Genomic DNA, 14,610 nt, shown 5'->3' with positions numbered 1-14,610 from the left:
ACGCGATGCAGGAAATCTATTTTGCCGGCGAAACAGATCGCTTGGTGTCTGGATAAACAAATTCGGGTGGGAAGTCTGATCATCCAAATAATATTTATCTTGCTGCCCTATGAAGATCATGCCCTGGTTGTTCAGGATAATAGTTGGTGCTTACATGGTTCTTGTCCTCGGGTTAGTATTTGCACAGTTTCCGTCGTTTGATGATCTTGTTCCAAAATACCTGGTGGAAACTTTTGGACCATCCGGCAGTATTCGTTTCTATCTCGACAATCTGAACGGCCGGTACTCAAGTATTTCGTTGTTCCTGCTAATCGGTTCCTCCACTTTTTTGATGCAGCACTACTCACTGGTTTTACTGGTGTTCAACCTGGTATCGCTCTGGATGCTGTACATCTTTGTGAAATGGGTACTACAAACGTTTTTCGTGCTGAACAATTCAATGCTGATGCACGTGTCTGTAACCCTTGCTGTATACCTGGTATTTTTTACATCTGTACCACAACCGTCTTCATTTTCATATTGGCTGGCAACCCTTGTAACCTACACTTTGCCATTTTTCCTATTTCTTCTTTTAATCAAACAACATGGCACATTACTGATTTCCAGGGAAAAAAGTTTTTCTTCGGTCCTTGTTTGCTGTCTGTTGACGATCATCCTGGCTGGTACAAACGAATTTATGGGGATGATGGTATTAGCAGTGCCGTCATGTGCATTGCTGCTGTTTGTAATTCATCAAAAAAAGATCCCAGGTTATCTTTTTGTTTCAATTGGTGTCGCAATCATTGCTATTGCATGCACAGTGGCTCTGCCCGGCAACGCAGAAAGAACCGGGCAATACACAAATAAACAGCATCTGCTATTTTCATTTTTCGGTGGAGTATACAGGCTCAATCAGGCTACAATGACCTTTCTTTCCAACCCTCTTTTTTACCTCGGTTGCCTGGCTGTCTTCCTTTTGTCTGACAAACTCAAGACTGGGTACGCGAAACAGTTCAACCTGAAAAAAACAAGCTGGTGGATGGAGCTTGGAGCACTATTTATCATGGCTCTTGCCTTCCATTTCGTCGTCAGGCAAATCGGTGGTGCTGTGGTCCCTGGCCGGCTTTCAAACATCATCAATTGCGTGTTGATCCTCGGTGTCTGGGGAGTGATTATGGTGAATGGCCCGGCGATAAGGAATAAGTTGGACGTTAAGATTAATAACATCAGCCAGAGTAATCTCATTCAACTTTCGTTTTGCGTGCTGCTCGTCTTTTCAGCGGCCACTCATGAACTATTGCTGAATCTGTTCGCGGCACCTGTACATCGTTTTGTTATATCAGACAGGATCAGCCGTATCAACAATGCAAAGGCCCAGGGCATAAAATCAGTGGTTATTCCAACATACGACAGCATCGCACAGCAATTCCTGAACGAACGATTTTCTAAAAAGAAGGCGCGGTTTTATAAGGATGAGATTCCTCTGCCACCTTCATTTACTTATTTTAAAGATGAGCCGGCTTCAGACGGATCGGCGTATTTTTTTGCCGAATACCATGATATTGACACGATCTATTATAACAAGAAATATCATCTGCGTTGGGGGCTTTCCGACCATCGTCTCAAAAATCAATAGTTACGCGATCAAATATGGTTAGTATCATACTCCCGGTATTCAATTGTGCTCATCAGTTCCGCAAAGGCATTCCGCAATTGGTGGATTTGCTTGGCTCTACCGGGCTTGAGTATGAAATCATAGTGGTTAATGATGGCTCGGATGAATCAGAAAGTGTTGCAGAGATCAGTGCAGCATCCGGTTGTATCTATATCGATAACGTGGTTAACCTGGGTAAAGGGGCGGCTGTTAAAAGAGGTATTTTTGCTGCAAGCGGGGATGTCTTGATTTTTATGGATGGAGATTTCCCTTTTATCCTGACCGTTATTACTGATATGTTGGCCGTGTTTCAAAACAGTTCGGTGGAAGTAGTTATAGGTGACCGGTCGCTGCCGGGATCGCGGTACCCAAAGATCAGTTTTGCCAGAACGCTTGGCAGCCGGCTGCTTTCCGCTATCGTGACTCGATTTATCCTTAAGGGATTACCCGATTCGCAATGTGGTGTGAAAGGCTTTCGCCGGGACATCGCAAGATCTATCTTTGAAAAAGTGACCCTGACTGACTTTTCCTTTGATGTGGAGGTATTGTTTATATCGGGTCTTCGGAACCATAACCTGGTGAGAATACCGGTCCAGGTTATCGAACAGCGGGAAAGCTCAGTAAGGATTGTAAGGGATGGATTGCTGTTGTCTGTCGGGCTTTTGAAAATATTGACACGCTACATCGCCGGTAAATACCGCAAATAATGAACAGAAAGCTTACCAATAAAATCAGGTATATGTTGGATGAATGGATACCTCCGTTCATACGGGACAGTCGTTGGTTCATGTATCCTTTCTACTACTTTGCTTATGGCGGTAGGAATATCAGGGCGGTGATGAATTTTAAGAAGAATTATTTTACATGGGATGAAAATCAACTGCAGGATTTCTACAGGAATCTTCACTCAATTTCGCGAAACAGAAAAACAGACCTGACTCAAAAATGCCTGGACCTGATTTTGACCGAACTGAATGACGGGTACCAGCATGTACTTGATGTTGGGTGTTCGGATGGATATGTTTTATCAGTGATCCATGACCGTTATCCAAAGCTCAAACTAACTGGTGTCGATTTTGTTGCAAAAAACGGGGATCCGAATATTCAGTTTGTAAATGCGGACGTGCGGAGCCTTCCTTTTGAAGATAAATCATTCGATGTCGTAATCTGTTCTCATACTATTGAACATATATTCGAGATCGGGAACTTCATCGCTGAGTTGAAAAGAGTAACAAGGAAAAAACTGATTGTTGTCACCCCAAAGCAGCGCTATTATTTTTATTCGCTTGATGAGCATTTGCAATTTTTTCCACAGAGAGAAATGCTGACTGCGAAACTGGATTTTCCGGATCATGCCTGCGAGAATATTGAAGGCGATTGGTTCTATGTGGGCCAATTCCACTCTGAAGTATAATCCAAGTAGGGAAAACAGATCTGGTTTCGGAACTGTGCACTGCGTCTGCGGCTGTAACATCGCGGGAAAAAGGTATCCTTAGTCGGCTAAAGCAAAAGTCACCAAAATGAAAAATCCCCCTCAAGTTATAAACTTACGGGGGATTCAAAATCTAAACTATGTACCGCGTAGGGGAATCGAACCCCTCATTCATCCGTGAAAGGGATGCGTCTTAACCGATTGACCAACGCGGCTAATTTTGGGACGGCAAAGATAGTAGCTGTTCGTTTTCCCGCCAAAATTTTTTGCTGTTATCGCCAAGAATCTTTTTGAGAAGCTGAACCCTTGTCAATCAAGGCCAAATATGGCATTTTCTTCTTAATTGATATGATCTCCAACGCTTTTGATCCGAAACACTCTTAAATGGTAGCTGATTATTTATTCCATTATTGTAACTTCGCTGCGCATTTTACCACTATTTAAAATCAAATTGAACATGAGCACAGTAAAAGTTGCCATTAATGGTTTCGGTCGGATTGGTCGTTTAGTCTATCGCCAGATATATAAAATGGAAGGAATTGACGTAGTAGCAATCAATGATCTTACCAGCCCTAAGGTTCTTGCACACCTGTTGAAATATGACAGTGCACAGGGACGTTTCGACGCAGAAGTTAAATCCACAGAAAATTCAATCATAGTAAACGGGGACGAAGTAAAAATCTACGCACAGAAGAATCCTGCAGAAATTGCCTGGAAATCCCATGATGTTGATGTGGTACTTGAGTGTACCGGTTTCTTCACCGATAAAGACAAGGCTGCAGCTCACCTTACTGCCGGCGCAAAACGTGTTGTTATCTCTGCCCCTGCAACCGGTGATCTTAAAACAATCGTTTTCAACGTTAACCATGATATTCTCGACGGGTCAGAAGAGATCATCAGCTGTGCAAGCTGTACCACAAACTGTCTTGCACCGATGGCCCAGGTCCTCGAAGAACAATATGGTATCGTTAACGGATTGATGACTACCGTGCATGCCTACACGAACGATCAGAACACCCAGGATGCACCACATCCAAAAGGTGATCTCCGCCGTTCAAGAGCTGCCGCGCAGAATATCGTTCCAAACAGTACCGGTGCTGCAAAAGCCATTGGCCTTGTTCTTCCTGCACTGAAAGGTAAACTGGACGGATCTGCACAAAGGGTTCCCACACTTACAGGCTCTCTCACTGAACTGACAGTAGTTCTCGGAAAGAAGGTTACAGTAGATGAGATCAATGCCGCCATGAAGGCCGCTTCCAATGAAAGCTTTGGTTACACTACCGACGAAATCGTGAGCAGTGATGTAATTGGCAGTACTTTCGGTTCTTTGTTTGATGCAACTCAAACCAAGGTTCAGACCGTAGGTGACCTTCAACTGGTCAGAACTGTGAGCTGGTACGATAACGAAATGAGCTATGTTAGCCAGCTGGTTCGCACTGTGAACTTTTTTGCAAAACAGATCAATAAAAAATAACTAATCTTTTTGTTTATCGCGAAGCATGATTTTTGCTATGCTGTTGCGAAAGCTTAATAATCTGAAGATGCCGGATGCTTTCCGGCATTTTTATTTTAAGTAAGATTTTTGTTTTCCGTAAACATTTTTGTTTCCTGTAAATTTGATCACCACTAAAAATTCTATATGCCAAAGTTTTCCGATTACGATTTCTCCGGTAAAAAAGCGCTGATCAGGGTAGATTTTAATGTTCCGCTGGATGATAAGTTCCAGATCACTGACGATACCAGGATGACCGCCTCAATTCCCACCATCAAAACAATACTTGAGAAGGGTGGATCTGCGATTCTTATGAGCCATCTCGGACGTCCGAAAGACGGGCCGACGGATAAATATTCATTGAAGCACCTGGTACCCCATCTGCAGGAATTACTCCCGGGAGCTAAAGTAATATTTGCTGAAGACTGTATCGGTGAAAAAGCTACATCAGCAGCAAAGGCCCTGAAACCAGGCGAAGTGCTGCTGCTTGAGAATCTGCGCTTTTATAAGGAAGAAGAAAAAGGAGATGAGGCCTTTGCAAAAAAATTAAGTGAGTCAGGTGACGTCTATGTCAATGATGCTTTTGGAACCGCACACCGTGCGCACGCATCAACTGCAGTTATCGCAAAATTCTTTGACGCAGATAAGAAGATGTTTGGTCTATTGATGGAGTCAGAGGTGGAAAGTGCCGATAAGATCTTGAACAGCTCAGAAAAACCTTTCACGGCAATCATAGGCGGGGCAAAGGTTTCGGATAAGATCCTGATTATCGAAAACCTGCTTGAAAGGGCCAGCGATATCATTATCGGCGGTGGAATGGCTTATACTTTTATTAAAGCGAATGGCGGAGAGATCGGGAAGTCGCTCGTAGAAGAAGACCGGCTGGAAACAGCAAAGGAACTGATTGCCAAAGCTGAAGCAAAAGGAGTTTGTATTCATCTTCCTTCCGATTCGGTGATAGCAGACAAGTTTGATGCGAATGCATCAACTTCTCATTCACCAAGTAACAAGATCCCGGACGGATGGATGGGACTTGATATCGGACCATATGCCAGCGAGCAGTTCTCCAATGTGATCAGCAAGTCAAAAACCCTGCTCTGGAACGGACCAATGGGTGTGTTTGAAATGGAAAAGTTCCAGACCGGCACCAAGGCTATTGCAACGGCGATAGCCAAAGCAACCGAACACGGGGCATATTCGCTTGTGGGTGGAGGTGACTCTGTGTCGGCAGTCAACCAGTTTGGTTTTGCAGACAAGGTTAGCTATATATCAACCGGCGGTGGAGCTCTGCTGGAATACTTTGAGGGCAAAGAATTACCGGGTATCGCAGCCATCAATAAAAAATAACTGGAGATAATCGAGCGGCAGTTGTGATGCTAAGCGTATTACAACTGCTTTTTTGTGGATGGGAAGGCAGGCAGATAACGAGGTAGGTTGAATCAGGGCATAAGGATTGAACAGAGGTTTGAAACATCCGGAATCCGGGATTGTAATAATTGAACAGAACCTACGACAAACATTGTGTCAGATGTTAGGGATTTACCGGGATCCGGTTGTGTTTTCAACCGACCGGCCTGGTGGAAATATTAACATTAAAAAACTGCAAAAACATTAATTTTAGCTGTAAATAAAAAAAGAAATATAAAATGAAGACAAGAAACCTGACACTTATCATAATTGTTGCTGCAGTTCTCCTGCTTGGAGGTTGCGGTTGTAGTAGTTACAATACTATGAATGAACAGAAACAAAGAGTCGGTGAGTCCTGGAGTAATGTGGAGAATCAATATAAGCGTCGGAATGACCTGATTGACAACCTGGTTGCAACCGTCAAGGGAGCAGCTAATTTCGAGCAGGAGACCCTGACCCAGGTTACCCAGGCGCGCGCGGGAGCCAGCCAGGTGAAAGTTGATCCGGCCAATATCACCCCTGAAAAACTACAGGAATTCCAGGCAGCGCAAAACCAGGTGGGTAGCGCATTGAGCCGTCTTTTGGTAACTGTTGAAAGATATCCTGAACTGAAGGCCACTGAAAACTTCAAAGGACTCCAGGTTGAACTTTCAAATACTGAAAACAAGATCGCAACTGAAAGAAGTCGTTTCAACGAAGTGGCCAGGTCATACAATACTACGGTCACCAAGTTTCCAAACGTGATCTACGCCGGTGCACTTGGTTTCAAGGAACGTCCATATTTCGAAGCAACCGCCGCTGAAAAGCAAGCTCCTAAGGTTGATTTCAGTAAGTAATAATGGCTTCTAAATAAATTGACAACAGTTCATATTACGGTCCGCCTCATTGATACCCATGTTCGTTGCAAAATACGACCTGGATGTATTGAAGAAGTGGACCGTCATATTACCTGAATCTTCCGGATAAAATGCTTGCTTATGTCTATTTTCTCCAGTAAAACCGAGTTTCTGAGTGCCTCAGAAAAAGACAAGATAATAGCCGCCATCAAAGAAGCTGAGATGCGCACAAGCGGTGAAATCAGGGTTTATATAGAAAGCCGTTGTCGTTATGTGGATCCGCTTGACCGGGCCAAAGAAATTTTCTGGTCGCTGAAAATGGATCAGACGGCAGAAAGAAATGCAGTGTTGATTTATGTTGCGGTAAAGGATCACCAGATGGCCATTCTTGGTGACGAAGGCATCCATCAAAAAGTGGGTGAAGCATTTTGGGCTATGGAAATCTCGAAAATGCGTATGCATTTCCAGCAACAACACTATATGGATGCCCTGGTGCTGGTTATCGGTGATATTGGACACGCACTCGATGAACATTTCCCTTACGATAACAAATTAGATAAGAATGAACTCCCTGATGATATCGTATTTGGGAAATAACCAATTAAACATGACAGATTTCAGGCTAATAAAAAATATCCCGCTTTTCAGGACAACTGCGTTTATCGCTGTGATAATGTTATCGCTGTTTTCTACACCGATGCGTATCCAGGCCCAGGTTGTTCCACATAACCTGTTACCCCCGAAGCCCAATCCGCCCCGGCTTGTAAATGATTATGCAGATCTGTTAACTCCTGACGAGGAAAGACAACTGGAACAAAAACTGGTGGCGTACGATGACTCTACAACGAACCAGATCCTGGTGGTCACGGTTAAGACTATGCGCGGATATGAGGCGGATCAGTATGCTACCGAGATCGGTCATTTCTGGGGTGTAGGTGGCCAGGGTAAATATGATAATGGTGTCGTAATACTTGTAAGCGATGGAACCGAAGAAAATGGCAAACGACGCTATTTTATTGCAACGGGATATGGCCTTGAAGGCGCACTTCCTGCTATCACTACTAATGCAATAGCGGAAGAGTTCCTGGTGCCTAATCTCAAAAACAACAATTATTTTGCGGCTTTCGACCAAACTACTGATGCGATCTTCCAGGCAGCGGCGGGAGAATACAAAGCGCCCGATAACTATAATAAACGTAAGCCAAAAGGCAGTGGTGGCGGAATTGCAGGCTTTATCGTCCTGGCCATAATCATCTTTATTATCTCCCGTAACAACCGCGGTGGCGGAGGTGGATTCATGAGCCGCAGAGGTTACAGGGGCGGTTTCCCTGTGATCTTCCCAGGTGGCGGTGGCGGAGGCGGTGGCTTTGGTGGTTTCGGCGGCGGTGGCGGTGGAGGCGGCGGCTTCGGAGGATTTGGTGGCGGCGGTTTCGGTGGCGGCGGATCAGGAGGAAGCTGGTAATAGCCATGATGAGTGATGAGTGATGAGTGATGAGTTATGAGTAAATTATGAGTTAGGGAGGGTGATTAGGGGGTACTTAAAATTAATCCCAATTGTCAGATCAACTCTTAACTTTGACAATTAAAACGAAAAGCGGTTTCAAACAGAAACCGCTTTTCGTTTTAATTGATATGCCTAAAAATAAATTTCCTTCCTCAACTCAATTGCAACCATACCAAACTCACACATTCCTCCCTAACTCATAATTTACTCATAACTCATAACTCTCAAATCATCACTACTTAAAACCCTTTTCTCTGATCACCGATCTTGGATTTGATATAATCGATCTGTGTCTGCAGAGGAGCTTTATCACTGGCTGAAGCCTTAGCGGTCTCTTTTTTAGCTATGACAGATTTAAGCATATTATCAATTACCGGGGCATAACCATACTTTTCAACCTGTTCCCTGAACTCAACGATCAGGTCAATGCCTCTTTTTACCTTATCAGTATCCTTGATCTTGGTGAGATATTCAGTCATTGGCTGCAGCATGGAGATCTTTGTCATTGACAATGGGAGACCATCAAAGTACTTAGCAATGGCATCAAAGCTGCCTTCATCGCCACTCTGTATAAGCACAGTAGCCATGGTACCCATCAGCTTTCCTTTAGCCGGTGTTGCTATCAGTTTTTTGGTGGCTGTTAAACCGGCTTCCTTATCAACTTTGGTAAGTGCCTCAAGCGCATAACCTGAAACGGTGTAAGAAGAATCATTAAGATTTTTTACAAACAATTCCTTGTATTCAGGTTTGTCAAAACTGCTTAAAAGTCCGATTGCAGTGGCTTTTGTAGTAGGCTTCGGATCCGATTTAGCAATGGCAAGTATCAATGGCTCGGCTTCAGTTTTAATGGCATCTTTTTTAAGATCAAGCTTAGTGAGGCCATAAGTTCTTAACCCATGATATTTATCCTTGAGTGAAGCTTTCATGATTTCCACAGCCTTGGGATTGTCCTGGTTTTTTGATGCAAAGTCGATTGCTTCTCTGCGGTCCATATATGTGCCTGCATGTTTAAACTGGTGCACATAGTTATCAAGGGTCTTGTTATCCTTTTTCTCTGCAAGCAATACCTTATCGCCATCAAAATTTACCAGGTCGGGCCTGGCTGAATATGCGAAAGTAAAAGTATCAACTGCATTTTCAACCCAAACAGAATGACGGGTCTTATTGGTGCCGTTATATATATCGATGGCAACCGGCAGGCGGAATATCTTATTACTGCTCTGGGTTTGTTTTACAATAACACTGACTGTTTTTGCATTGTCGTTGTATACATAATCAATGGACAGTTTCGGGTGACCGCTGCCGAAATACCATTGGTTCCAGAACCAGTTCATATCCTTCCCGGTTACCTCTTCAAATGCAAGTCTCAGGTTGTGCGACTCAGCTGCCTTGAATTTATTAGCGGTCAGGTAAAGGTTCAAAGATTTATAGAAAGCACTGTCGCCTACATAGTTCCTGAGCATGTTCAGAATTCTTCCGCCTTTATTATAACTAACGGCATCGAACATGGCCTCTTTATCTTCATAGTAGAAACGAACCAGGTCCTTTTTCTCACTCATGCTCTGGAAGTATCCCTGCATGTCATTGAAGTTTTCTTCTGCGCCCGCATCCTTTCCATATTTGTATTCATTCCAGAGAACCTGGCTATAATTTGCAAAAGATTCATTGACCGTAAGATTGCTCCAGCTTTCACTGGTCACCAGGTCACCGAACCATTGGTGAAATAGTTCATGTGCAATGGTACCTTCCCAGCTATTGCCGTCAACCAGTTCACGGGCGTCCTGCTGTGCACTTTCCTGGTGAAGGGTAGCTGTGGTGTTTTCCATGGCACCACTCACGTAATCGCGACCAACCATCTGGGAGTATTTAACCCAGGGATATTCCACGCCAAGTGCCTTTGAAAAAAACGCCATCATTTCAGGCGTATTACCAAAGATCTTACGGGCAACCGGTGCGTATTCCTTCTCAACATAATAACTAACCTCTTTTCCTTTGTATGAGTCTTTGACGATAGCGAAGTCACCTACACCCATAAAAAAGAGATAAGGGGCATGTGGCAGATCCATTTTCCATGCATCTGTGCGCGTACCATCTGCGTTTTTCTTCTGGGAAACAAGTTTGCCGTTGGAAAGCGTTACATATTTGTCAGGTACAGTGAGTATAGTTTCCTGGGTGGTTTTCTGATTTGGCCTGTCTATTGTCGGGCACCATACAGATGTACCTTCGGTTTCTCCCTGGGTCCAGATCTGGGTAGGTTTATCTTTTTCTTCACCGCGTGGGTTGATAAAATAAAGACCCTTAGCGTCAGTAATCGCGGCGCTGCCTTTTCCTGTATACTCGTCTGGCCTGGCAATGTATTCTATGTAGATCGTATAACTTTCGTCTGCTTTGTAAGATTTATTCAAACGGATGTTAAGCATCATACCGTCGTAATTAAACTTCAGGGGAGTTGTTGAAGAACCCTTAACGAGAGCGACTTTTTGAATCGTCATTCCTTTTGCATCCAGTTCGACACTATCGGTGGCGTAGAAGTGCGGTTTAAGTGTGATCCAGACCTTTCCGTTCAGCCGGGAGTTCGCATAGTCAAATTTTGCATCAAGTTTGGTATGAACAAGATCATTGATACGGGGGGCAGTTTCACGGTACATTTTTTTCCAGCTCGTATCGGACTGCTCCGACTCCTCCTGCGCTATTGCCGCAAAAGAACAGCCCGTAACCAACAGAAACATTAAAAATTTCTTCATGACGAATATTTAGTTGGGCGCAAATATAGTTTTACAAAGGCTTAAAATTTGTGAAAAAATGTACAAGTGGTCAAACCCTGATAACAAATAAGTTAGATTTGCTATTATTGTCTCCTGCATGAAGAAACTTCCATTTTTGCTGGGCCTCTTACTGTGTAGTATGAGTTTGTTAGCGCAGCAGAGCCTCCTGGTTTTTTTAGAGGCTTCTGAGAAGAAACCTTTTTATGTAAAAATCGGAAGCAAGATCAATGTTTCTACCTCAAACGGCCAGGTATATGTTACCGAGCTCAGCGGTAGCAGCTTTGATATTTTCATTGGTTTCCCCGAGACCGATTTGCCCGAACAGCGTTTCCAGATAAATCTTAAAAAAAGTGACAACAGTTTCCAGCTTAAACAGGCAAACCAGGGTTGGCAGCTGATTGACCTGGATAACGACAAGGTGATTCAACCGTCACCTCCGATCGTGAGCGCTTCCATGCCTTTAGGGGGAGTGAGGAAAACGGATGCGTTTTCGATCATGATGGCGGGTGTGGTAAATGACACTTCGGTTTTGTACACTTCAGTAATAAATCATCCGCCGGCGGTGAATGAGCCAGCGGTTGCTGCTGCAAATCCTGCGGTAAAAACTCCCGTAACCGTTACTGATCCGGGCGCCAGCGACCAGGCAGTAAAAACTCCGAATCAGGCCGACAAAAAGAACGAGAAACAGCATGCAAGTGCTTTTATCGATTCAACAAAGGTCAAACATGTTGATTCTTCGCTTGCGCTGCAGAAATCACAGGCAGAAGACAAGGCAGTGGCTGATAGTCTGAGCAGGACAGCTGAAAAAACCGCTGGTAACGCTGTGGCAAAGAATGATTCGTCTTCCGGGGCAGCAGGTGTTGCAGTTGTCGGTGCTAAAAGCGCGGTTTCTGACTCACAAACAGAGCAGGCAAAAAAAGAAGACGCAGACAAAGCGGCTATCTTAAAGGACTCCGCTGATAAGGCAGCCGTTAAGGATGTTGCTGCAAAGGAAACCGCAAACGATGTTGCTGTAAAGGAAACTGCTAAGGAGGTGACTGCAAAGGAAGCTGCTGCAACTGAACTTCTGGCGAGGGAAGCGGCAACCAGGGATTCGCTCGCAAAGATTACCGCAGCTAATGAAGCTTTGGCGAGGACGAATAATGAAAAGGATTCCATAGCCAGGGTGGGTGCGTTGAAGGATTCTTTGGCGAGGGAAACTGCTGCTAAAGAAAGCGCTGCCAAAGAAAGCGCGGCAAAAGAAGCGACAGACAAAGAGAATGCATTAAAGGTGGCGGCAGCCCGGGAAGTGGCAACAAAAGAAGCTCTTGATAAAGAAACAGCTGCGAAGGATGCTATTGTCAGGGAAAAGGCTTTCAAGGACAGCGTATACAAGGCGTCGTTGAAAAATAAAACAGCCGGTAGTGGATCATCTGAGGTGAAAAAGATCGGCGAGAAGAAGTCGGAGCGTGCACTCACTGTGTCCTATATTGATAAGAGCGATGGTAAAACCGACACTATTGAAGTTATTATCGCCATTGATCCGGCCGCGTCGGTTGTTCCGAAAAAGGATTCCATCTTCCCCAGATGGCAATCTAACCCAAGGCCATTGACCGATCCCGTGGTTACGAAAAAAGATTCCGGCTCAAGTTCCTATGCCACCAACACACAACCCTTATCCAGGGGCCCGGTGATGATCAATTCTGATTGCGTAAATTTTGCGACTGAGTATGACCTTGATAAACTCAGGGTGAAGATGATGGCAGAGGTGAGCGCTGACGACCGGATTGCTGCTGCCAAAAAAGTATTTCGGACAAAGTGTTTTACCTGCCGGCAGATCAGGGCTCTGACAGAGCTTTTTCTGAACGATGAAGGAAAGTACAAATTTCTTGACACTGCATATCCCTTTGCGTCTGACTCCCAGGAATTCCGCAACCTGGTAACTGTGCTGAAAGAAGATTATTATATCAAACGTTTTAATGCGATGATAAGGATCTAAAGACTCCGACACGCTTATCAATATCTCTAAAAGGCTTATCTATATCTTTGGGGGATGCCAAGATATTTTCTCGAATTGTCGTACCACGGGGCAAATTATGCCGGTTTCCAGGTACAGGAAAATGCACATACCGTGCAGCAGGAAGTTGAAAATGCCCTGGCCATCGTGTTGAAGCAAAAACCGTTGCTTACCGGGTCCTCGAGAACCGACTCCGGCGTTCATGCCAGGCAGAACTTTTTCCATTTCGATATTGAGCCTGCGATTGACCCGGGCATCATCTATAATCTCAACGCCATTTTACCGGGGGATATCAGTATTCGTTCCTTACAGTTGGTGAAGTCGGGTGCCCATTGCCGGTTCGACGCCATTTCGAGGTCCTACAGGTATTCGGTGTATAACCGCAAGGATCCGTTTCTGCGGGACAGGGCATATTTTTATCCGTATACCCTGCACGAGGACCGGATGCTTGAGGCGGCGGCCATATTAATGGAGCATGAAGATTTCAGCAGTTTCTCAAAGCGGAACACACAGGTGCACACTTTCAATTGCCGGATACTGAGGAGCGAATGGGTAATGAAGGATGGCAGGCTTGAGTATTATGTGGAGGCGAACCGGTTCCTGCGGGGAATGGTGAGGGGTTTGGTGGCAACCATGCTTCGTGTGGGCCGGGGGAGGGCGAGTGTGGATGACCTGCTTACGGTGCTGGCGGCGAAGGATAATTCAAAGGCCTGGTTTGATGTGCCGGGGCATGGTTTGATGCTGGAGGAGGTAAAATTCGATTGGGAGAAGATATTATAGGATAGAAACTATTATAGGAAAAACGATTTTGATTGGAAGGCGGATCAGTAAATAAGGTTGGATTCCCGGCCTCCTGTGTCGAAAATGGCATGCTGTTGGAAATGGGGAGGGGGGGGTGGCATCTTGAACTCACATACGATGATTGGGCGATGCATACACGATGATGGGGCTATGGCAGGCCAGTTGAATGATCATAGGATGACGGAAACATTGGAATGATTTTAGAATTAAGATTGGATACCAGAAGTAAGATAGGATGGATGGGAAGTTAATGAAGGCGAGGTGATGTTGGAATCGTGGGATTACCATGGTATGACTGAATGTTGGGGCCGAAATGGGTGTTGAATGTTGTTTGAAAGGTGGAGTACGATATTTAAGCGGAGATGCGATGTAATGGGTACGGTGTGCAGGAGGAGAGGCAATCTCACCCGTAAATTCAGGGGCCTTTACTGCTGAAAGATGGTGTGGAGGAGGCAGGCCGGGGACTTGTTAAAATCGATCTAAAGGGGATAGAAAAATGAAAATAAATTCAAAAAAACTTGGCTAGTAAATTTACTCGCCCTATCTTTGCAGTCCGCTAAAAACGAAAGAGTTACTAGCAGGAAGTTCTTCGATAGATTTTTGAAACTCACCTGAAAATACTTCAGAAAAAAGTTTAGAAATATTTGGTTGAAATATAAAAGGCACTTACCTTTGCAACCCCAACGAAAAATGGGAGGCGAGAAAGGCCTGAAAGATCTTTGAAAGTTTGGAAACAATAGTACG

At 44.6% G+C, this 14,610-nt stretch carries 11 protein-coding genes and 1 tRNA gene; 10 read left to right on the top strand and 2 right to left on the bottom strand.

Annotation, left to right across the window (positions count from 1 at the left end; genetic code table 11):
* The first annotated feature begins 109 nt into the window (after positions 1–109).
* The 3 genes from ACX0G7_RS19080 to ACX0G7_RS19070 are packed head-to-tail and all read left to right on the top strand — an operon-like array spanning position 110 to position 3,047.
* Positions 110–1,615, top strand: a complete 1,506-nt coding sequence (locus ACX0G7_RS19080; protein WP_458925116.1) for a DUF6056 family protein — start codon at positions 110–112, stop codon at positions 1,613–1,615.
* Between the two features lie 14 nt (positions 1,616–1,629).
* Positions 1,630–2,340 carry a glycosyltransferase family 2 protein gene (locus ACX0G7_RS19075; protein WP_458925115.1) on the top strand — a complete coding sequence of 237 codons (711 nt, stop codon included), beginning with the start codon at positions 1,630–1,632 and terminating at the stop codon, positions 2,338–2,340.
* Complete coding sequence (locus ACX0G7_RS19070) at positions 2,340–3,047, top strand: class I SAM-dependent methyltransferase (protein ID WP_458925114.1); 708 nt, start codon at positions 2,340–2,342, stop codon at positions 3,045–3,047. The genes ACX0G7_RS19075 and ACX0G7_RS19070 overlap by 1 nt, the downstream gene beginning before the upstream one ends.
* Positions 3,048–3,208: 161 nt before the next feature.
* On the opposite strand, the gene ACX0G7_RS19065 is transcribed toward ACX0G7_RS19070, so the two are convergent.
* Positions 3,209–3,280, bottom strand: a tRNA-Glu gene (locus ACX0G7_RS19065).
* Between the two features lie 242 nt (positions 3,281–3,522).
* On the opposite strand from ACX0G7_RS19065, the gene gap reads away from it, so the two are divergent.
* From gap to ACX0G7_RS19040, 5 genes are all read left to right on the top strand, one after another.
* A complete protein-coding gene (gene gap / locus ACX0G7_RS19060) occupies positions 3,523–4,539 on the top strand; it encodes a type I glyceraldehyde-3-phosphate dehydrogenase (protein WP_458925113.1) in 1,017 nt (338 codons plus the stop codon).
* Positions 4,540–4,704: 165 nt separating this feature from the next.
* Positions 4,705–5,904, top strand: a complete 1,200-nt coding sequence (locus tag ACX0G7_RS19055; protein WP_458925112.1) for a phosphoglycerate kinase — start codon at positions 4,705–4,707, stop codon at positions 5,902–5,904.
* A gap of 299 nt (positions 5,905–6,203) precedes the next feature.
* Entirely contained in the window at positions 6,204–6,800 is a 597-nt protein-coding gene (locus tag ACX0G7_RS19050) for a LemA family protein (protein ID WP_458925111.1), read from the top strand.
* Positions 6,801–6,941: 141 nt separating this feature from the next.
* Positions 6,942–7,397, top strand: a complete 456-nt coding sequence (locus ACX0G7_RS19045) for a TPM domain-containing protein (protein ID WP_458925110.1) — start codon at positions 6,942–6,944, stop codon at positions 7,395–7,397.
* 10 nt (positions 7,398–7,407) lie between these two features.
* Complete coding sequence (locus tag ACX0G7_RS19040) at positions 7,408–8,262, top strand: TPM domain-containing protein (protein WP_458925109.1); 855 nt, start codon at positions 7,408–7,410, stop codon at positions 8,260–8,262.
* A gap of 281 nt (positions 8,263–8,543) precedes the next feature.
* Here ACX0G7_RS19040 and ACX0G7_RS19035 read toward each other — a convergent pair whose 3' ends face one another.
* On the bottom strand, positions 8,544–11,048 hold the full coding sequence (locus ACX0G7_RS19035) for a M1 family aminopeptidase (protein ID WP_458925108.1): 2,505 nt from the start codon (positions 11,046–11,048) through the stop codon (positions 8,544–8,546).
* 160 nt (positions 11,049–11,208) lie between these two features.
* Between ACX0G7_RS19035 and ACX0G7_RS19030 the strand changes: the two genes are divergently transcribed.
* Together ACX0G7_RS19030 and truA are read left to right on the top strand one after the other, a co-directional pair.
* Entirely contained in the window at positions 11,209–13,047 is a 1,839-nt protein-coding gene (locus ACX0G7_RS19030) for a DUF4476 domain-containing protein (RefSeq protein ID WP_458925107.1), read from the top strand.
* A gap of 54 nt (positions 13,048–13,101) precedes the next feature.
* Positions 13,102–13,845, top strand: a complete 744-nt coding sequence (gene truA / locus ACX0G7_RS19025) for a tRNA pseudouridine(38-40) synthase TruA (protein WP_458925106.1) — start codon at positions 13,102–13,104, stop codon at positions 13,843–13,845.
* Positions 13,846–14,610: the final 765 nt, after the last annotated feature.

Source organism: Flavitalea antarctica (assembly GCF_054461535.1).
The sequence above is the reverse complement of the archived record's forward strand: the minus strand, read 5'-3'. Positions and strand labels throughout refer to the sequence as shown.

Coding starts and splice junctions, on each gene's coding strand:
- ACX0G7_RS19080 (WP_458925116.1), top strand. CDS start 110: ATGAAGATCATGCCCTGGTTGTTCAGGATAATAGTTGGTGCTTACATG.
- ACX0G7_RS19075 (WP_458925115.1), top strand. CDS start 1,630: ATGGTTAGTATCATACTCCCGGTATTCAATTGTGCTCATCAGTTCCGC.
- ACX0G7_RS19070 (WP_458925114.1), top strand. CDS start 2,340: ATGAACAGAAAGCTTACCAATAAAATCAGGTATATGTTGGATGAATGG.
- gap (WP_458925113.1), top strand. CDS start 3,523: ATGAGCACAGTAAAAGTTGCCATTAATGGTTTCGGTCGGATTGGTCGT.
- ACX0G7_RS19055 (WP_458925112.1), top strand. CDS start 4,705: ATGCCAAAGTTTTCCGATTACGATTTCTCCGGTAAAAAAGCGCTGATC.
- ACX0G7_RS19050 (WP_458925111.1), top strand. CDS start 6,204: ATGAAGACAAGAAACCTGACACTTATCATAATTGTTGCTGCAGTTCTC.
- ACX0G7_RS19045 (WP_458925110.1), top strand. CDS start 6,942: ATGTCTATTTTCTCCAGTAAAACCGAGTTTCTGAGTGCCTCAGAAAAA.
- ACX0G7_RS19040 (WP_458925109.1), top strand. CDS start 7,408: ATGACAGATTTCAGGCTAATAAAAAATATCCCGCTTTTCAGGACAACT.
- ACX0G7_RS19035 (WP_458925108.1), bottom strand. CDS start 11,048: ATGAAGAAATTTTTAATGTTTCTGTTGGTTACGGGCTGTTCTTTTGCG.
- ACX0G7_RS19030 (WP_458925107.1), top strand. CDS start 11,209: ATGAGTTTGTTAGCGCAGCAGAGCCTCCTGGTTTTTTTAGAGGCTTCT.
- truA (WP_458925106.1), top strand. CDS start 13,102: ATGCCAAGATATTTTCTCGAATTGTCGTACCACGGGGCAAATTATGCC.